The organism is Oryzobacter telluris (assembly GCF_043099285.1).
Classification (GTDB): Bacteria; Actinomycetota; Actinomycetes; order Actinomycetales; family Dermatophilaceae; genus Oryzobacter; species Oryzobacter telluris.
The window spans coordinates 1,797,432-1,815,099 of sequence record NZ_CP170723.1; the positions used below are offsets into that span (position 1 = coordinate 1,797,432).

The 17,668-nt window shown below is 73.4% G+C and carries 18 protein-coding genes; 11 read left to right on the forward strand and 7 right to left on the reverse strand.

The features are described from left to right. The first annotated feature begins 42 nt into the window (after window positions 1-42). Window positions 43-1,263, forward strand: a complete 1,221-nt coding sequence (gene hemW / locus ACFLFB_RS08160; RefSeq protein ID WP_392545213.1) for a radical SAM family heme chaperone HemW — start codon at window positions 43-45, stop codon at window positions 1,261-1,263. A 12-nt stretch (window positions 1,264-1,275) separates the two neighbouring features. On the opposite strand, the gene ACFLFB_RS08165 is transcribed toward hemW, so the two are convergent. Next, window positions 1,276-1,908, reverse strand: coding sequence for a DUF4870 domain-containing protein (locus ACFLFB_RS08165; protein WP_392545214.1), 633 nt, complete (start codon window positions 1,906-1,908; stop codon window positions 1,276-1,278). 160 nt (window positions 1,909-2,068) lie between these two features. On the opposite strand from ACFLFB_RS08165, the gene ACFLFB_RS08170 reads away from it, so the two are divergent. Beyond that, window positions 2,069-2,380 carry a TfoX/Sxy family protein gene (locus tag ACFLFB_RS08170; RefSeq protein ID WP_392545215.1) on the forward strand — a complete coding sequence of 104 codons (312 nt, stop codon included), beginning with the start codon at window positions 2,069-2,071 and terminating at the stop codon, window positions 2,378-2,380. Between the two features lie 14 nt (window positions 2,381-2,394). On the opposite strand, the gene ACFLFB_RS08175 is transcribed toward ACFLFB_RS08170, so the two are convergent. Beyond that, entirely contained in the window at window positions 2,395-3,276 is an 882-nt protein-coding gene (locus tag ACFLFB_RS08175; protein WP_392545216.1) for a DUF3097 domain-containing protein, read from the reverse strand. A gap of 164 nt (window positions 3,277-3,440) precedes the next feature. Here ACFLFB_RS08175 and hrcA point away from each other — a divergent pair, with 164 nt between their 5' ends. From hrcA to ACFLFB_RS08190, 3 genes are all read left to right on the forward strand, one after another. Continuing rightward, entirely contained in the window at window positions 3,441-4,472 is a 1,032-nt protein-coding gene (gene hrcA, locus ACFLFB_RS08180; RefSeq protein WP_392545217.1) for a heat-inducible transcriptional repressor HrcA, read from the forward strand. Between the two features lie 64 nt (window positions 4,473-4,536). Next, window positions 4,537-5,661, forward strand: a complete 1,125-nt coding sequence (gene dnaJ, locus ACFLFB_RS08185; protein WP_392545218.1) for a molecular chaperone DnaJ — start codon at window positions 4,537-4,539, stop codon at window positions 5,659-5,661. Window positions 5,662-5,680: 19 nt separating this feature from the next. Next, a complete protein-coding gene (locus ACFLFB_RS08190; protein WP_392545219.1) occupies window positions 5,681-6,424 on the forward strand; it encodes a 16S rRNA (uracil(1498)-N(3))-methyltransferase in 744 nt (247 codons plus the stop codon). Window positions 6,425-6,528: 104 nt separating this feature from the next. Here ACFLFB_RS08190 and ACFLFB_RS08195 read toward each other — a convergent pair whose 3' ends face one another. Together ACFLFB_RS08195 and ACFLFB_RS08200 are read right to left on the reverse strand one after the other, a co-directional pair. Further along, a complete protein-coding gene (locus tag ACFLFB_RS08195; RefSeq protein ID WP_392545220.1) occupies window positions 6,529-7,620 on the reverse strand; it encodes a Gmad2 immunoglobulin-like domain-containing protein in 1,092 nt (363 codons plus the stop codon). Further along, window positions 7,617-8,150: a SigE family RNA polymerase sigma factor gene (locus tag ACFLFB_RS08200; protein WP_392545221.1), complete on the reverse strand. Its 534-nt coding sequence runs from the start codon at window positions 8,148-8,150 to the stop codon at window positions 7,617-7,619. The genes ACFLFB_RS08195 and ACFLFB_RS08200 overlap by 4 nt, the downstream gene beginning before the upstream one ends. A 69-nt stretch (window positions 8,151-8,219) precedes the next feature. On the opposite strand from ACFLFB_RS08200, the gene ACFLFB_RS08205 reads away from it, so the two are divergent. Genes ACFLFB_RS08205 through era form a run of 5 tightly spaced genes read left to right on the forward strand, consistent with a single transcriptional unit; the run spans window position 8,220 to window position 12,391 of the window. Continuing rightward, window positions 8,220-8,576 (forward strand): histidine triad nucleotide-binding protein, encoded by a 357-nt coding sequence (locus tag ACFLFB_RS08205; RefSeq protein WP_392545222.1) that lies wholly within the window; start codon window positions 8,220-8,222, stop codon window positions 8,574-8,576. Between the two features lie 54 nt (window positions 8,577-8,630). Continuing rightward, window positions 8,631-9,683: a PhoH family protein gene (locus ACFLFB_RS08210; RefSeq protein ID WP_392545223.1), complete on the forward strand. Its 1,053-nt coding sequence runs from the start codon at window positions 8,631-8,633 to the stop codon at window positions 9,681-9,683. Then, on the forward strand, window positions 9,680-10,147 hold the full coding sequence (ybeY, locus tag ACFLFB_RS08215) for an rRNA maturation RNase YbeY (protein ID WP_392545224.1): 468 nt from the start codon (window positions 9,680-9,682) through the stop codon (window positions 10,145-10,147). The genes ACFLFB_RS08210 and ybeY overlap by 4 nt, the downstream gene beginning before the upstream one ends. 22 nt (window positions 10,148-10,169) lie before the next feature. Then, window positions 10,170-11,465, forward strand: a complete 1,296-nt coding sequence (locus ACFLFB_RS08220; RefSeq protein ID WP_392545225.1) for a hemolysin family protein — start codon at window positions 10,170-10,172, stop codon at window positions 11,463-11,465. After that, window positions 11,462-12,391: a GTPase Era gene (gene era, locus ACFLFB_RS08225; protein ID WP_392545226.1), complete on the forward strand. Its 930-nt coding sequence runs from the start codon at window positions 11,462-11,464 to the stop codon at window positions 12,389-12,391. Before ACFLFB_RS08220 ends, era begins: the two co-directional genes overlap by 4 nt. A gap of 18 nt (window positions 12,392-12,409) precedes the next feature. Here era and ACFLFB_RS08230 read toward each other — a convergent pair whose 3' ends face one another. Continuing rightward, complete coding sequence (locus ACFLFB_RS08230; RefSeq protein WP_392545227.1) at window positions 12,410-13,129, reverse strand: LuxR C-terminal-related transcriptional regulator; 720 nt, start codon at window positions 13,127-13,129, stop codon at window positions 12,410-12,412. Next, on the reverse strand, window positions 13,126-13,833 hold the full coding sequence (locus ACFLFB_RS08235; protein WP_392545228.1) for a LuxR C-terminal-related transcriptional regulator: 708 nt from the start codon (window positions 13,831-13,833) through the stop codon (window positions 13,126-13,128). Before ACFLFB_RS08235 ends, ACFLFB_RS08230 begins: the two co-directional genes overlap by 4 nt. A 493-nt stretch (window positions 13,834-14,326) precedes the next feature. Between ACFLFB_RS08235 and ACFLFB_RS08240 the strand changes: the two genes are divergently transcribed. Next, window positions 14,327-15,361 (forward strand): aspartate-semialdehyde dehydrogenase, encoded by a 1,035-nt coding sequence (locus ACFLFB_RS08240; protein WP_392545229.1) that lies wholly within the window; start codon window positions 14,327-14,329, stop codon window positions 15,359-15,361. A gap of 177 nt (window positions 15,362-15,538) precedes the next feature. Here the strand turns inward: ACFLFB_RS08240 and ACFLFB_RS08245 are convergent, their stop codons facing one another. Beyond that, window positions 15,539-17,545, reverse strand: coding sequence for a hypothetical protein (locus ACFLFB_RS08245; protein WP_392545230.1), 2,007 nt, complete (start codon window positions 17,543-17,545; stop codon window positions 15,539-15,541). Between the last annotated feature and the right edge of the window lie 123 nt (window positions 17,546-17,668).

Genomic DNA, 17,668 nt, shown 5'->3' on the forward strand with positions numbered 1-17,668 from the left:
GTCGGCCCCGCCGGCCCCCGGCGGGCAGGGGAGGATGGTGCCGTGCCCCGACTGCCCGACGGCGACCCCGCGCCCGCGTCCGGTGAGCTGCCGCCCGAGGCGCTCGCCACGCTCCCCGGCGCCCGCCTGGGCCTCTACCTGCACGTGCCGTTCTGCTCGGTGCGCTGTGGCTACTGCGACTTCAACACCTACACGCTCGGCGAGCTCGGCCCCGGTGCCTCCACCGACGACTTCGCGACCACCGCCCTGGCCGAGCTCGACCTCGCCGCGCGCGTCCTGGGCGACGGGGCCGGACCCGTGCACACGGTCTTCGTCGGCGGCGGCACCCCGACCCTGCTCCCGCCGGACGACCTCGTCCGCCTCGTCAACGGGGTCCGCGAGCGGTTCGGCCTCGCCGACGGCGCCGAGGTCACCACCGAGGCCAACCCCGACTCGGTGACCCCGGAGGACCTGAGGACGCTCGCCGACGGTGGCTTCACCCGGGTCAGCATCGGGATGCAGTCGGTCGTCCCGCACGTGCTGCGCACCCTCGACCGCACCCACGACCCGGCCCGCGTGGCGCTGGCCGTCGAGGGCGCCCGTGCCGCCGGTCTGGCGACGAGCGTCGACCTCATCTACGGCACGCCGGGGGAGTCGCTGGAGGACTGGCGGGCCAGCCTCGAGGCCGCCATCGCCCTCGGGCCCGACCACGTCTCGGCCTACGCCCTCGTCATCGAGGAGGGCACCCGGATGGCCGTGCAGGTGCGCCGCGGCGAGCTCCCGCTGCCCGACGGCGACGACGAGGCCGACAAGTACGAGCTCGCCGACGAGCTCCTCTCCGCGGCCGGATTCGGCTGGTACGAGGTGAGCAACTGGGCCCGCGACGACGCCGCCCGCTGCCGCCACAACGAGGGCTACTGGCGCGGCGACCCCTGGTGGGGGATCGGCCCGGGCGCGCACAGCCACGTCGGAGGGGTCCGCTGGTGGAACGTCAAGCACCCGCGCACCTACGCCGCCGCCCTCGCCGAGGGCCGCTCACCCGCGGCCGGCCGCGAGACCCTCACCGCCGAGCAGCGGCACGACGAGCGCGTCCTGCTGGGCGTGCGGCTGCGCGAGGGGCTGCCCGTCGACGTCCTGCACGCCGACGGCCGCACCGCCGTCGCCGGCCTCGTCGCTGACGGGCTGGTCGACGGCCGTGCGGCCGTGGGGGAACGGCGGGTCGTCCTCACCCGGCGGGGTCGGCTGCTCGCCGATGCCGTGGTGCGGCGCCTGCTCGGGGTGTAGCGGGTCCAGCGCCTACTTGATGAACTGCGGGGTCATCGGCGGGGTCCACCACTCACCGTTGTTCGCCTTCACCGCGCCGATGATGTGGACGACGACGGCCCAGATGAAGACCGCGATGAGGATCGGGATGCCGATGAGGGCGCCGATGATCGTGATGGTCAGCAGCCAACCGATGAGGAAGCCGATGCCCGCGGTGATCTGCACGTTGAGCGAGTTCGCCGCGTGGGCCCGCACGAAGGGGCCGCGGTCCTTGTACATCAGGTAGATGACCAGGGAGCCGACGAAGCCGAGGAAGCCACCGGACAGCACCATCGCGCCGCCGCCGACGACGTGGCTGAGCATGCCCCAGGTGCGCTCCTCGCTCGGGGTGAGGGGGGCGGCCTGCGGCGCGTACTGCGGCGGGGACTGCTGGGCGTAGTAGGGCGGGTGCTGCTGTGCGTCCTGGGGCTGCTCGTACGCGGCAGGCGGGGGCGGCGTCGGGTACGGCTGCTCGGCGGGGGCCGGGGCGGGGGGTGCGAGAGGGGCCTCGGCGGTGGCGGCCTCGGGGGCAGCGGCCTCGGGGGCAGCGGCCTCGGGTGCCGGAGGCGGCGGCGGGGCCGTGGGGTCGGTGGGGGTCTCGTCGGGGCGAGGGGTGGTGTCGCTCATGGCTGGTCCTTCGTCGAGGTGGTCTGTGCCCATCCAACACCGAAGGACCCCCTCCACGATCCCGTTCCGGGGGTGCGCCGGGGTCGCTCTCGGGGTCGGCTCAGGGGCGACCCCGACCAAACGTCCCCGCGGTGTCGGCGCCGTTGGCCACACTGGTGCCATGGAGCTTCTCGACCGGGTCCGCGCGGCGCTTCCCCCAGCCGAGGAGAAGCGCATGTTCGGGGGCACCGGCTTCATGGTCGACGGCGCCCTCGCCTGCTCGGTCAGCCTGCGCGGCCTGCTCGTGCGCGTCGGCGCCGACCAGCAGGCCGACCTGCTCGCCACCGAGGGGGTCGAGCCGATGGTCATGGGCGGGCGCGCCAGCCGCGGCTGGGTGCACGTCGCCCCGGTCCTCCTCGGCGACGACGCCGACCTGCGCGAGTGGCTCGACCTCGGCGTCGCGGCGGCGCGCGCGGCGGTCTGGAAGTCCTAGCGGGTCCCGTCGGCCTACGCCGAGCCGGGCGCGGTGACGAAGTCGATGAGCTCCTCCACCCGTCCGAGCAGCTCGGGCTCGAGGTCGGTCCACGACCCCACCGACCCGAGGATGCGGCGCCACGCCATCGCGACGTCGGCCTGGGTCGCGTGCGGCCAGCCGAGGTGGGCGCAGATGCCGTGCTTCCACGACGTCCCGCGCGGGATGACGGGCCAGGCCTGCATCCCGAGGCGCTCGGGCTTCACCGACTGCCAGACGTCGACGTACGGGTGGCCGACGACGAGCACGTGCGGGGCCCAGGGGCGCAGCCGGCGGGCCTCCTCCACGACGCGCATCTCCTTCGTGCCGGGCACGAGATGGTCCACGAGCACGCCCATCCGGCGCTCCGGCGACGGGGCGAAGTCCCGGATGGCGCCGGCGAGGTCGTCGACCCCGTCGAGCATCTCCACCACGACGCCCTCCACGCGCAGGTCGTCGCCCCAGACCTTCTCCACGAGCTCGGCGTCGTGCTTGCCCTCGACGAAGATCCGCGACCCGCTGGCCACGCGCGCCCTCGTCCCGGCCACCGAACGCGACCCGCTCGCCGTGCGCGCACCGGCCGCTCTGGCCTCGGCCAGCCGCGCCGCCTCGCGCGCCATCGGCTTGGTGAGCGTCACGGGGGAGCCGTCCACGAGGAAGCCCGGCCCCAGCCGGAAGCCCTTGGTGCGCCCGCGCCGGTCCTCCAGGTGGACGACGTGCACCCCGCCGGCCTTCTCCACGCGCACGACGGCGCCCACCCAACCGGTCTCCACGTCCTCCACGACCGTGCCCGGTTCGGCGGCCAGCTCGACGCTGCGCCCCTTCGGGGGTCGTTTCCAGTCGCCACCGAGGACGTCGCCGCCGTACCTGTCCACCACGGCGGCGACGCTAACCCGCCACCACGCCTTTCGTCGCGGTGGCACGCCGCCGCGGTTCGCGCGGGGTCGGGGGCACCCCGTAGAATTGGCACTCGTTGCACGAGAGTGCCAAGAGCGCCGCGAGCGCCCCAGCCCTGACCGTCGACCTCGGAGGTGACCACCGGATGAGCGAGGACCGACGCCTGCGCGTGCTGCGCGCCATCGTCCAGGACTACGTGCAGACCTCCGAGCCGGTCGGCTCCAAGGCGCTGCTCGAGCGCCACCACCTCGGCGTCTCCGCCGCCACGGTCCGCAACGACATGGCGGCGCTGGAGGAGGAGGGCCTCATCGCGGCCCCGCACACCAGCGCCGGGCGCATCCCCACCGACGCCGGCTACCGCCTCTTCGTCGACCGGCTCTCCGCGGTCAAGCCGATGAGCGGGGCCGAGCAGCGCGCCATCGGCCAGTTCCTCCAGGGGGCCGTCGACCTCGACGACGTCGTCGACCGCACCGTGCGTCTCCTTGCCTCGCTGACCCGCCAGGTCGCCGTCGTCCAGTACCCGTCGCTCTCGCGCAGCTCGGTGCGCCACGTCGAGCTCGTGCCCATCGGGCCGGCCCGCCTGCTCGTCGTCCTCATCACGACCACGGGGCGGGTGGAACAGCGCCTCATCGAGGTCGCCGTCGACCTCCTCACGCCCGAGGGCGAGAAGGCGATGGTCACCCTGCGCTCCGAGGTGAACGCGGCGATCGGCGGGCGCACGCTGGCCGAGGCGTCCTTCGAGCTCGCCGGAGTCCCCGACCGCATCGAGCCCACCCTGCGGGAGCTGGTCCGCTCCATCGTCACGGCCCTGCAGGACTCGCTCGTCGAGGAGCGCGAGGAGCGCGTCGTCCTCGCCGGCACGGCCAACCTCGCGCGCGTCGGCCCCGACTTCACGATGAGCCTGGGGCCGGTCCTCGAGGCGCTCGAGGAGCACGTCGTGCTCCTCAAGCTGCTCGGCACCGTCGCCGAGCAGGGCGACGCCGTGGCCGTGCGCATCGGGCACGAGAACCCGTTCGCGGGCCTGCACACGACCTCGATGGTGACGTCCGGGTACGGCGCCGGGTCCGACCTCGTGGCCGGGCTCGGGGTCGTCGGCCCCACCCGCATGGACTACCCCACGACGATGGCCGCGGTGCGGGCCGTCGCCACCTACGTCTCGCGGATCCTCGACGAGTGACCCGCGCGACCACCGCCCGCACCACCACCCCAGACCACCACCCCGTCCGGAGGACACCCCACCCGTGAACGACTACTACGCCGACCTCGGGGTCGCCCGCGACGCGAGCCCGGAGGACGTCAAGCGCGCCTACCGCAAGGCCGCGCGTCGGCTCCACCCCGACGTCAACCCCGGCGCCGAGGCCGAGGAGCAGTTCAAGAAGGTCTCGCAGGCCTACGACGTGCTCTCCGACGCCGACAAGCGCCGCGCCTACGACATGGGCTCCGACCCCTACGCCGCCGGTGCCGCCGGCTTCGGCCAGGGCTTCTCCTTCAGCGACATCATGGACGCCTTCTTCGGCGGCCAGGGTGCCGGCGGCCGCGGTCCGCGCTCGCGGATGGCGCGCGGCCAGGACGCGCTCGTGCGCCTCGACATCGACCTCGGCGACGCCGTGTTCGGTGCGATGAAGGACCTCACCATCGAGACCGCGGTCGGCTGCCAGACCTGCGAGGGCGCGGGCATGCGCCCGGGCACCTCCACCCGCCGCTGCGACGTCTGCGAGGGCCGCGGCGAGATCCAGCAGGTGCAGCGCAGCTTCCTCGGCCAGGTGATGACGACCCGCCCGTGCATGACCTGCCAGGGCTTCGGCGAGATCATCACCGACCCCTGCTACGACTGCTCCGGCGACGGCCGCGTCCGCACCCGACGCACCCTGACCCTGCGCGTCCCCGCCGGCGTCGACACCGGCACCCGCATCCAGCTGGCCGGTGAGGGCGAGGTCGGCCCGGGGGCCGGTCCGGCCGGCGACCTGTACGTCGAGGTCGCGGTCAACCGCCACCCGGTCTTCCAGCGCCGCGGCGACGACCTCCACTCCACGATCGAGGTCCCGATGACGGCCGCCGCCCTCGGCGCGACCCTGTCGATGGAGACCTTCGACGGCCCCCAGTCCCTCGACATCAAGCGCGGGGCGCAGTCGGGCGACACCATCACGCTGCGCGGGCTCGGGGTCACCCACCTGCGGGGCACCGGGCGCGGCGACGTCATCGTGCACACGATGGTCCAGACGCCCACGCGCCTCGACCCCGAGCAGGAGGAGCTGCTGCGCCAGCTCGCCAAGGCCCGCGGCGAGGAGCGCCCCGAGGGGCGCGTCTCCAACCCCGGCGAGGGCGGCCTGTTCGGCAAGCTCCGCGACGCCTTCAAGACCCGCTGAGCAACCCGCCCGGTCCCTGATGACGCTGCCCCTCCACCTCCTGCCGTCCGGGTCCCTCGCGGGGCGCGGCCCCGGCGACACGGTCGTCCTCGACGGCCCGGAGGGGCGCCACGCGGCCACCGTGCGGCGCACCCGCGTGGGGGAGCACCTCCTGCTCACCGACGGCGCAGGGCTGCGGGTGGAGGGCGAGGTGGTCGCCGTCGGGGCGGGCACGCTCGACCTGCGGGTGCTCACCGTCGACCTCGACCCCGAGCCCAGCCCGCGCCTCGTGCTCGTCCAGGCGCTGGCGAAGAACGACCGCGACGACCAGGCGGTCGAGGCCGCCACCGAGTGCGGCGTCGACGAGGTCGTGCCGTGGCAGGCCTCCCGCAGCGTCGTTCAGTGGCGCGGCGAGCGGGGCGAGAAGGCGCGCCGCAAGTGGGACGCCGTGCTCGTCGCCGCCACGAAGCAGTCGCGACGCACGCGCCGCCCGGTCCTCGGGGAGACCGCGACGACCGCCGACCTCGTGAGGCGGGTGCCGTCGGCGGCGGCGACCTTCGTCCTCCACGAGGACGCCACGACGCCGCTGGCCGGCGCCGCCGTGCCCGACGAGGGTGACGTCCTCGTCGTCGTCGGGCCCGAGGGTGGCATCTCTCCCGAGGAGCTCCAGGCCCTGGTCTCCGCCGGGGCCACCGCCGTGCGGCTGGGCTCCACGGTGCTGCGCTCGTCGAGCGCCGGCCCGGCGGCCCTGGCGGTACTCAGCGCCGCCGCCCGCTGGCGCTGACCCCACCCCCGCCCCCCTTCATCACCCGCTACGGGGCAGGAGGTGTCGTGATCACGACACTTCCTGCCCTGTAGCGCGCGAGGTCGGGCGCGCGGTAGCGGCCGTCAGCGGACGGTGAAGGGCATCGTCGTCTCGGCGGAGACCGTGGTGCCGTCCTGCGCGCTCACCTCGTACACGCGCACGGCGTAGGAGCCGGGCGCCAGGGTCCCGAGCGGGACGGCGTAGGTGCCGCGGCCGGGGGCACCGATGGAGGCCATGACGTGGCCCTCGTCGACGACGGCGCCGTCGCGCAGCAGCTGCCACGACACGGTCGCCTCGAAGACGCTCGCCTCGCCCTCCACGGTCACCGGCCCGGCGCGCAGCACCTGTCCGCGCGTGGGGGAGGTGACCCAGATCGGCGCGAGGTCCTCGTAGTACAGGTCGCGTGACGCGGGCCGGTTGTAGGCCCGGTCCACGGGCAGGGTCCCGAAGATCCGGGTCGAGCCGTCGGCGAGGACGAAGCGCACCGGGAGGGTGCCGCGGCCCACCGCCGCCTGGGCGGTCCACACGAGCTGCTGCACGCTGACCCGCTCGGTGTCCGCGGGGAACGCCGTCGTCCCGGGCCCGGACAGGGTGATCGTGATGCCGCCCGTGGTCACCGCCACGTCCTCCAGCGACACGCCCTCCCACGTGCGCAGGTACCCGTCGGTGCCGGCGGGAACGGCCGTCATCGCGAGCCCGACGGCCGCGCGGGCGCGGACCTGCTCGGTGGCGTCCTTCGACACCCCCGTTGCGGTGAGCCACTCGCGGTACAGCCGCGCCACCCGGCCGTCGTCGCCGACCGGCGCGAGGTAGTAGACGGGCAGGGCCGCGAGAGAGCCCGTGGCCGAGGGGGAGGGGCTGGGTCCCGGCGACGGGTCGGTCGAGGTGCTCACCGACGGGCTGGCCGAGGGTGCGGGAGTGCCGGTGCCGCCCGGCAGCGGGTCGCGCCGGTCCGGGAGGCCGAACCACACCCCGGCCACGACCGCCAGCACCGCGGCGGCTGCGGCGAGCGGCAGCCACGAGCGGGTCGAACGCGCCGGCCGCAGGGGCCGGACGACACCCGGCGGACGCGTGCGCCGCAGGATCTCGTCGAGCCGGTCGGACGGCTCGACCAGCGTGGCCCGGTCGTCCAGGGCGGTGCGCAGGGCCCGCGCGGTGCGGTCGTCGTCGTTCATGCCCACTCCCTCCCGGTGCGCAGGGCCGCCAGGCCCCGGCTCGCGTGCGTCTTGACCGACCCTGCCGAGATGTCGAGGGCCTCGGCGATCTGGGCCTCACCGAGGTCGAGGTAGTAGCGCAGGAGCAGCACCTCGCGCTGCCGCACCGGCAGGCGGGCCAGGGCCGAGAGGAGGGCCTCGCGGGACAGCCCCGCGACCGCGGAGTCCTCGGCGCTCGGGGCGGTGCGGGCGCTCGGGTCCTCGGACCCTCCGCGCACCGACGCGGCCCACCGCTCCTCGACGCCGCGGTGCCGCAGCGCCGAGCGGGCCCCGTTGAGGACGGACCGACGCAGGTACGCCGTGGCGGCGGCCCGGTCACGCAGCCCGGACCAGTGCCCGTGCAGGGCGACGAACGCGTCCTGGACGACCTCCTCGGCCTCCCCGGCGTCGTGGAGGAGCAGCCACGCCAGGCGCACGAGCGGACCCCAGTGCACGGCGTAGAGCTCCGTCACGGCGTCGTCGGCGGAGCGCGGCGTGCCCAGCTCGCTCACGATGGCCATTCTCACGCCCTGATGACGCGCAGGTCACCGGTTCGGTTGACCGGGCCGTAGATTCGGGGGATGAGCCCGACCACCGCAGCCGAGTGCCTGTTCTGCAGGATCGTCGCCGGCGAGGTCCCGGCGGCGGTCGTCGCCGAGACCGACCGCTCCGTCGCGTTCCGTGACGTCAGCCCCCAGGCGCCCACCCACGTGCTCGTGGTGCCCCGGCGGCACGTGGCGAACGCGGCGGACCTCGCCGAGGCCTCCGCCGAGGAGCTCTCCGACGTCGTGGCCCTGGCCGGGCAGGTCGCGGTCCGGGAGGGGCTGGCCGGGGCCTACCGGATGGTGTTCAACACCGGCGCCGGGGCCGGTCAGACGGTGTTCCACGCCCACCTCCACGTGCTCGGCGGGCGCCCCCTGTCCTGGCCCCCGGGCTGAGCCCCGCATTCTCGGGTGCTCGCTGTCCCCAGCGCCTCGTAGACTTGACCCACGATGACTGACGCCCATACCGACCAGCCCGGGCCCGCCGACGCGCAGCCCGGGCCGAGCCATCCCCACGTCCCCCAGCACACCGTCGTCGTCCCGCCCGACGTCGCGATGGTGACGCTCCTCGGTCCGCGCGACGAGATGCTGCGCACGATGGAGCGCCAGTTCCCCCACGTGCAGATCCACGTCCGGGGCAACGAGTTCCACATCTCCGGGCCCAGCGCCGAGGTCGCCCTCGTCGAGCGGCTCATCGACGAGCTGCTCGACGTCCTCGAGGCCGGCCAGCCGCTCAACCGCGACGCGGTCGAGCGCTCCATCCAGATGCTGCGCGCCCAGACCGTCGAGCGTCCCGCCGACGTGCTGACGATGAACATCGTCTCCAACCGCGGGCGCACCATCCGGCCCAAGACGCTGGGGCAGAAGCGCTACGTCGACGCCATCGACACCAACACCATCGTCTTCGGCATCGGCCCGGCGGGTACCGGCAAGACCTACCTCGCCATGGCCAAGGCCGTGGCGGCGCTGCAGGCCAAGCAGGTCAACCGGATCATCCTCACCCGGCCCGCGGTCGAGGCGGGGGAGCGGCTCGGCTTCCTGCCCGGCACGCTCAACGACAAGATCGACCCGTACCTGCGGCCGCTGTACGACGCGCTGCACGACATGGTCGACCCCGAGTCGATCCCGCGGCTCATGGCCTCCGGCACCATCGAGGTCGCGCCACTGGCCTACATGCGCGGCCGCTCGCTCAACGACGCGTTCATCATCCTCGACGAGGCGCAGAACACCTCGCCCGAGCAGATGAAGATGTTCCTCACCCGCCTGGGCTTCGGCTCGAAGATGGTCGTCACCGGCGACGTCACGCAGGTCGACCTCCCCGGCGGCACGAGCAGCGGCCTGCGGGTCGTGCGCGACATCCTCACCGACCTCGACGACGTCCACTTCGCCGAGCTCACCGCGGTCGACGTCGTGCGGCACCGCCTCGTCGGCGCCATCGTCGACGCCTACGGCGTGTGGGACGAGAAGCAGCAGCAGAAGAACCACCGGGGCCCGCACCGGTGAGCATCGACGTCCTCAACGAGACCGAGGTGCAGCTCGACGAGCTCGAGCTGGTCGCCATCTCCCGCTACGTCCTGGGGCAGATGCGGGTGCACCCGCAGGCCGAGCTGTGCATCCGGCTCGTCGACGAGGCCGCGATGGAGACCCTCCACGTGCAGTGGATGGACCTCCCCGGCCCCACCGACGTCATGAGCTTCCCCATGGACGAGCTGCGCCCGGGGCGCGAGGGGTCCGACCCCGAGGAGGGCATGCTCGGCGACATCGTGCTGTGCCCCACGGTCGCCGCGAAGCAGGCCCGCGAGGCCGGCCACGCCACCGAGGAGGAGCTGCTGCTGCTGACGACGCACGGCATCCTGCACCTCCTGGGCTTCGACCACGCGGAACCCGACGAGGAGAAGGAGATGTTCGAGCTCCAGCGCCAGCTCCTCCTGACCTTCCTCGCCACCCGCGGCCGCCCCACCGCGTGACGGCCCGGCCAGGACCCCTCCCATGACCGGACTCGTCACCGCTGCGGTGGTCGCCACCCTCGTCGCGTTCCTCATCGCCACCACCGAGGCCGCGTTCGCGCGGATGTCGCGCAGCCGCGCCCACGAGCTGCTCGAGGAGGGGCGCCCCGGCGCCCGCGCCCTCGTCAAGGTCGTCGGCGACACCGCGGCGTACCTCTCGGTGCTCTCGTTCCTGCGGGTCATCGCCGAGTCCACCGTCGCCGTGATGGTGACGCTGGCGGTCACCGACTACGTCGACGGCACGGTCGAGGGCTTCTTCATCGCCATCGCGATCATGGCGCTGATCTCCTTCGCGGTCGTCGGGGTGTCGCCCGGCACCCTCGGGCTGCAGCACAGCGCGCAGGTGTCGCTTGCGGCCGCCCCGACCGCGGTCTGGCTGCGGCGCGTCCTCGGGCCGTTCTCCCGCCTGCTCATCGCGCTCACCAACGCCGTGACGCCCGGAAAGGGCTACCGCGACGGGCCGTTCGAGAGCGAGAGCGAGCTGCGCGACCTCGTCGACCTCGCCCGCGACTCCGCGCTCATCGAGGCGGGGGAGCGGGAGATGATCCACTCCGTCTTCGAGCTCGGCGACACCATCACCCGTGAGGTCATGGTCCCGCGCACCGACATGGTCGCCATCGACGACGACCGCTCGTGCCGCCAGGCGATGAGCCTGTTCATCCGCTCGGGGTTCTCGCGGATCCCGGTGCTGGGGCGCGACGTCGACGACATCGTCGGCCTGCTCTACCTCAAGGACGTCATCCGCCGCACCAACGCCGACCCCGAGGCCGGCACGGTCGCCGTCACCGAGGTGATGCGCCCGATGCCGTTCGTCCCGGAGAGCAAGCCGGTCGACGACCTGTTGCGCGAGATGCAGCGGGACCAGACGCACTTCGCCGTGGTCGTCGACGAGTACGGCGGCACCGCCGGCCTGGTGACGATCGAGGACATCCTCGAGGAGATCGTCGGCGAGATCACCGACGAGTACGACCGCGAGGCCCCCGAGGTCGAGGACCTCGGCGACGGCCGCACCCGGGTCGTCGCGGCGATGCACGTCGACGACCTCGCCGAGCTGTTCGACGTCGACATCGACGAGGAGACCGTCGACACCGTCGGCGGGCTCATCGGCAAGACCATCGGGCGGGTCCCGATCCTCGGGTCCACCTGCGAGGTCGCGGGGCTGCGCCTCACGGCCGAGCGGATGTCCGGCCGGCGCCACCGCATCGCCACCGTCGTCGTCGAGCGGGTCTCCGACGACGCCGCCGGCACCACCACCGAGGTCGAGGAGAAGGTCCCGTGAGCGCGTCCACGTCAACGGGGTACCTCGCGGGGTTCGCGTGCCTCATCGGGCGCCCGAACGCCGGGAAGTCGACCCTCACCAACGCCCTGGTCGGCCAGAAGGTCGCCATCACGTCGAGCAAGCCGCAGACGACCCGCCACACCATCCGCGGCATCGTCACCAGCGAGACGAGCCAGCTCGTCCTCGTCGACACCCCCGGCCTGCACAAGCCGCGCACCCTGCTGGGCCAGCGGCTCAACGACCTCGTGCGCGAGACGCTGCTCGAGGTCGACGTCATCGGGTTCTGCGTCCCCGCCGACCAGCGGATCGGGCCCGGTGACCGCTTCATCGCCGCCGAGCTCGCCGAGCTCAAGCGCGGCAAGCGCACGCCCGTGGTGGCGCTGGCGACGAAGTCCGACACGGTCGACCGCGACCGGCTCGCCGAGCACCTCATCGCACTCGACCAGCTGGGCGACTGGGCCGACATCGTGCCGTGCTCGGCCACGCGTGGCGACCAGGTCGACGTCGTGGGGCGGGTGCTGTCCGGGCACCTGCCGCCCTCGCCCGGTCCGCTCTACCCCGACGGCCAGCTCACCGACGAGCCGGAGATGGTGATGATCGCCGAGCTGGTCCGCGAGGCCGCGCTCGAGGGCGTGCGCGACGAGCTGCCGCACAGCCTGGCCGTGGTGGTCGAGGAGATGGTCCCGCGCGAGGGGCGTCCCGACGACAAGCCGCTGCTCGACGTGCGGGTCAACGTCTTCGTCGAGCGCGACAGCCAGAAGGCCATCGTCATCGGGCGCGGCGGGTCACGGCTGCGCGAGGTCGGCACCAACGCGCGCACCGGCATCGAGGCGCTCCTCGGCCAGCGCGTTCACCTCGACCTCCACGTCAAGGTCGCCAAGGACTGGCAGCGCGACCCCAAGCAGCTCGGCCGCCTGGGGTTCTGACGCTCGTCAGCTGTCGCGTCAGTACTGCGCGCCGGTGATGATGCCGATGGCCTGGGTGCGGCTCCTCGCGCCGAGACGTCGGACGATCTCGGCGACGTCGGCCGACACCGTGCGCTCGGAGACGAGCAGGGCGCGGGCGATCTCGCGGTCGCTGGCCCCGGAGGTGAGGTGGAAGGCGATCTGCACCATCCGCCGGGTGAAGGGCGGCTCCTGCTGCTCGTCGAGCACGGCCTTGGAGACCCGCCACCCGGCGTCGTAGACCCGCACCGCGCGGGCGACGAGGCTGGCGTCGGTCGACTCGTAGACCGACGCCACGGGGGTGGTGGCGTGCGGCTGGCCGACGAAGACGCGGGCGCCGTCGAGCAGCAGCATGCTGTCGACGACGTGCCCCACCCGCAGGTAGGGGTGGTGGTGGCTGGCCAGCAGCGGGAGGTTGTGCACGCTGAGGGGCGTCGTGAGGTAGCGCAGGTCGACGCCGGGGCGGTGGCGCAGCGCGGCGAACGGCTGGGCGGCCCGCACCGTGGCCCACGACGGGAGGATCGTCATGTGCCAGACGCTGCGGCGCACCTGGGCAGCGGCGCGCACGGCCCCGCCACGCAGGGCGGCGTCGACCTGTCCGAGCTCGCGCACGCGGGGGTCGCCGGCGGCGATGAGCCCGTGCACCCAGGCGAAGAAGGCGCGGGCGTTGTCGGAGGTGTCGCCGGTCTCGTCGGCCAGCGGGTCCGGCGCCGGGGTCATGCGTCGCCCCCGGCCAGGAGGGCGACGGCGTGCGTGCGGTTGCGGGCGCCGCACCAGTCGATGATGCGCCGGACGAGGACCTGGACGGTGCGCGGTGCGATGCCGAGCCGGGTCGCGATCTCCTGGTCGGTGTCGCCGTCGATCATCCCGAGCGCGACGACGAGGGAGCGGCTGTCGAGGGCGGGCAGCAAGGCGACCTCGTCGAGGGGGTCGGCGTGCTCGAAGACCTCCTCGAAGGCGCGGGCCGACGCGGTGACCATCGCGGGGTCCTCGGTGCGCCAGATGGTCGTGGCGAGCGGGGTGCCGCGGCGGCCGCCGACGAGCAGGACGTCGTCGGCGAGCAGCATCGAGCCCGGGACCGGGGTGATGCGGCAGTTCGCCACCTCCGGGCGGAGGAAGGAGGTGACGAGCCGCACGCGCACGGCGAAGGGCGACATCAGCGAGCGGCAGTCGACGCCGCGGGCCGCGGAGCGCAGGGTCTGCTCGTGGCCGCGGCGCAGGGCGCCGAGGGAGGAGCCCTCGGACATGCTCCAGGCCCGGCGGTGCGTCTGGTCCGGGAGGTCGCGCAGGTGCTCGGCCATCTCCAGGGGGCTGCCGAGGAGGCGGAAGGTGCCGTCGTCGGCGGTGATCGAGGCCTGGACCGCGTCGAAGAACGCCGAAGCGCTGTCGCCCCTCGTCGTCGGTCGGTCGTCGACGCCCGCCACGCGGCCCGTGCTCCCCTCGTCGGCGGCGACCCCTCGTCACCGCGGCGCCCAGCGTATCCGGTGGGTGGGCTAGGCGGCGGGAGCCGGTCCACGGCCTCCACAGGCAGGTCACAGGTCCACGGGGCCCTGGGCCGGGCCGGTTCGGGCGTGTCTTCGTGGCGGAGGCGCGCTCCCGTGCGGAGAAAAAGTCCATGCACGGACTGCGAGATCTCGCAACAGGGGTGGCGGATGGGTGGGCGGCTCGTCACAGTGGGGGTGGTCGTGGTGCCCGGTCCTGGACCGGACACCGCGACAGCCGTCGTCGGAGCGCGCCCTGGGTGCCCGATCGACCGACGGCCCCGTGGCACGGACGCGTCGGACCGGGAGGGGTCGATGTGTCCGTGCCGCGGTCGTTCGCCGGTGGCGACGTGTCGTTGACATCGCCTCGTGCCCGCTTCGCGCCCGCATCGTGAGCCGTGCGACCGCCATCCGGACGGGCTCCTAGACTGGAGCCATGCGAATCGGAGTCTTCGGCGCGACCGGTCAGGTCGGCAACGTCATGCGCACCCTGCTCGACGAGCGGGGCTTCCCGGTCGAGCAGATCCGCTACTTCGCCTCGGCGCGGTCGGCGGGGTCGACGCTGCCGTGGAAGGGCGAGGAGGTCACGGTCGAGGACACCGCGACGGCCGACTTCTCCGGTCTCGACGTCGCGCTGTTCTCCAACGGTGGCGCCACCTCACGCGAGTGGGCGCCGCGGGTGGCGGCGGCGGGCGCGATCGTCGTCGACAACTCGAGTGCGTGGCGCAAGGACCCCGAGGTCCCGCTCGTCGTGTCCGAGGTCAACGCCGACGACCTCGACGACATCCCCAAGGGCATCGTCGCCAACCCCAACTGCACGACGATGGCCGCGATGCCGGTGCTCAAGCCGCTGCACGATGCGGCCGGGCTGGTCCGCCTGCACGTCAGCAGCTACCAGGCGGTGTCCGGGTCGGGTGGGGTCGGCCTGACCGAGCTCGACTCGCAGCTGCGCGGCGGGTACGCCGCCGGTGACCCGAAGGACCTCGCGCTGCACGGCGACGCCCTCTCGCTGCCCGCGCCGCAGATCTACGCCGTCCCGGTCGGCTTCAACGTCGTCCCGCTCGCCGGCTCGATCGTCGACGACGGGTCGCTGGAGACCGACGAGGAGCAGAAGCTGCGCCACGAGTCGCGCAAGATCCTCCACGCCCCCGACCTGCGCGTCTCTGGCACGTGCGTGCGCGTCCCGGTGTTCAGCGGTCACTCGCTCGCCATCCACGCCGAGTTCGCCGACGACATCGACCCCGAGCAGGCCCTCGCGCTGCTGCTCAAGGCGCCGGGCGTGATCGTCACCGACGTCCCGAACCCGTTGCAGGCCACCGGGCGTGACGAGGTCTTCGTCGGCCGCGTCCGTCGTGACCAGGCTGCTCCCGACGGGAAGGGCCTGAACCTGTTCGTCGTCGGCGACAACCTGCGCAAGGGTGCCGCCCTCAACGCGGTGCAGATCGCCGAGGAGCTGCTCAAGCGCCGCTGACGCGGTCATCGGTTCCCTGCGGAGGCGGTGCCGCGTCGTTTCCTCGGCCCTCGTGACGCGCCCGCCGGTTCCTCGCGGTTGCGCCACCGAGGCACTCCTCGAGCGTGGTGACGAGCTCGTCGGTTCGGCGCGCCGCCGCAACACGTCGGTTGGCCAGGGAGTTGGCGTGTGCCTGCGTCAGAACGGTGGGGTGTCGGGGAACTCGTTGACGCCCCCCGGGCGGTGTCGCTGACGTCTCGTGATGACGCACCGGCGCGCCGGTGCGTCCACCTCGACCCCACGCACCCGGTGGAGCTCGACGCTGCGGTGGGCCAACCGGAGACCGACCCGACCGGGCGCGGAGCTGGCGAGGAGGTGTTCCAGGGCGAACTCGAGCGCGCTGTGCGCATCTGTTGTACCGGCTGGGAGGGTTGGCGCCAGGTCACGAGGTCGAGAGGTCTTCGACGCGCCGCCGCTCATGGGCGCCTCGGCATTGCCCTGCGGGACGACCGCTGCGGCGTCGTTGTCCGTTGCCGCTGCCGCCGGGTTGGCGCCTGGGAGCGTGATGGTGCGCAGGGCGTCGATGGGTGCGGTGGTGCGTCGCCTGCCGGTGGGGTCGGTCCAGGTGAGAGTGGCGTCGGGGTGGAGGGTGAGGTGCCAGCCGGGTCGTTGTTTGATGCGGTGGTGTCGGCGGCAGAGGCAGATGAGGTTGTGGTCGGCGGTGGGACCCAAGGGCCAGGCGCGGACGTGGTCGATGTCGCAGAAGCGGGCGTTGACGTGGCAGCCGGGGAAGCGGCATCTGCCGTCGCGTCTCCGGATGCGGTCGGCGAGCTCTTTGGGTGGCCGGTAGGCGTCGGTGGTGATGTCGCTGCGGATGGCGCCGGTGACCGGGTCGCAGGTCACGGGCCGGATGGTGGTGGTGGGTGAGGCGATGAGGGCGTCGAGCCAGGCGCGGGCGACGAGCATGGGTTCCCCACCGAGCGGGTTGGGTACTTCGACGAGGTCCTCGGGTTCGGGTCTGGTTCGTCGTCGTTGGGCCCGGTTGGGTGGGCCGTGGTCGGGGGTCGAGTCAGTCGTTCGGGTCGGGTCGGTGGTCGCGTTCGGGTCGGTGGTGCAGGTCGGGTTGGTTCGTCCGTGCGTCACCGACGTCCCACCGAGCAGCGCCGGGTCGGCCACCACTGCCGCGGCGAGTCGCTGGCTTTTGCCGGGGTGGGTACTCATGGGGTGACTGGTGGACAGGTTCGTCGGGTCACTCGTGGACAGGTTCGTCGCGGGTGAGTGCTCGCCAGCGGTGGCCGTGGCCCCCGTGGGCGGGTGCACCCCCGCTTGTCCCTCGTCGGTGGCGGGGGTGGTGAGCATGACGATGGTGGTGATGGTGGCGTTGCCGGTGACGAGGTCGACCAAGGCCTGGGCGCGGGCTCGGTCGATGCGGTCGCAGGTGCCGGTGGTGACGAGCTGTTGGGCTCGGGCGTCGATCGCGGCCCACGCAGTGGCGGCGTCCTCACTGGGGAAGGTCCCCTCCCAGCGGTCGACGCCGGGCTGGTCGACCCACCGCCGTAGCCCGCACTGTTCTCGGGCGCGCTTGGCCCGCTGGCGCAGCAGGTCGGGGCTGATCCGCGCGATGAGGCGTCGTGTGCGCCGCCGCAGCTGGGGGCCGGTCTCTCGGGTGAGGTGCTCGCCGAGGGTGGCGACGATGGTCTCGGCGACCTCCGGTGGTGCTTCCTCCAGCTCGTCGGCGACGACCGAGGCGCGGTACGCGTCGAGGGCGCCGGCGCGCATCGCGTCGTGCAACCCGCCCAACCCGGTGCAGGTGGTGGTGCCGGCTTCGCCGTCGGCGGCGAGCCGGACCGCACCACGCACCCGCCGCTCGGCGTGCACGGCGGTGACGTCCAGGGCGGAGGACACCAGCGCCGGCCCGTCCAGCGAGACGTGACCGGGCGCGTGGTGCCGCTCGACCACTTCGCCGTCGTCGAGGACGTCGGGTTCGATCGCGCACAGCCGCACGATCGCCGCGTCCTGTACCCCGGACGCGGCGTTGATGACCTGCTGGCAGGTCCGCACCACGTCCGACCAGGCGTCCCGCCCGCCGGCCGTGACCGAAGGAAGGGCCAATGACGTCAGCGCCGCGGCGACGTCGTCGAGCACCGCGAGCAGCTCCTCCGGACCTGCCGCGTTCCCCCGAACCGGTGTCGTGATGACGGTCATTGTTTCCCCTTCCCCTGCCCACGATTTTACCCGCCTCGACCCCGTAGCACAAGTGTTCGATTCACCGAATGTGGATGACTCGCAGCCCGATTCGACTCAGGTGGCGCATCGCAACTCGCCAAG

What these genes read in the sequence shown, in the direction of transcription:
- ACFLFB_RS08165 (WP_392545214.1), bottom strand. Translation starts at nt 1,908, where the DNA reads ATGAGCGACACCACCCCTCGCCCCGACGAGACCCCCACCGACCCCACG.
- ACFLFB_RS08170 (WP_392545215.1), top strand. Translation starts at nt 2,069, where the DNA reads ATGGAGCTTCTCGACCGGGTCCGCGCGGCGCTTCCCCCAGCCGAGGAG.
- hrcA (WP_392545217.1), top strand. Translation starts at nt 3,441, where the DNA reads ATGAGCGAGGACCGACGCCTGCGCGTGCTGCGCGCCATCGTCCAGGAC.
- ACFLFB_RS08190 (WP_392545219.1), top strand. Translation starts at nt 5,681, where the DNA reads ATGACGCTGCCCCTCCACCTCCTGCCGTCCGGGTCCCTCGCGGGGCGC.
- ACFLFB_RS08195 (WP_392545220.1), bottom strand. Translation starts at nt 7,620, where the DNA reads ATGAACGACGACGACCGCACCGCGCGGGCCCTGCGCACCGCCCTGGAC.
- ACFLFB_RS08205 (WP_392545222.1), top strand. Translation starts at nt 8,220, where the DNA reads ATGAGCCCGACCACCGCAGCCGAGTGCCTGTTCTGCAGGATCGTCGCC.
- ACFLFB_RS08210 (WP_392545223.1), top strand. Translation starts at nt 8,631, where the DNA reads ATGACTGACGCCCATACCGACCAGCCCGGGCCCGCCGACGCGCAGCCC.
- ACFLFB_RS08220 (WP_392545225.1), top strand. Translation starts at nt 10,170, where the DNA reads ATGACCGGACTCGTCACCGCTGCGGTGGTCGCCACCCTCGTCGCGTTC.
- ACFLFB_RS08230 (WP_392545227.1), bottom strand. Translation starts at nt 13,129, where the DNA reads ATGACCCCGGCGCCGGACCCGCTGGCCGACGAGACCGGCGACACCTCC.
- ACFLFB_RS08240 (WP_392545229.1), top strand. Translation starts at nt 14,327, where the DNA reads ATGCGAATCGGAGTCTTCGGCGCGACCGGTCAGGTCGGCAACGTCATG.
- ACFLFB_RS08245 (WP_392545230.1), bottom strand. Translation starts at nt 17,545, where the DNA reads ATGACCGTCATCACGACACCGGTTCGGGGGAACGCGGCAGGTCCGGAG.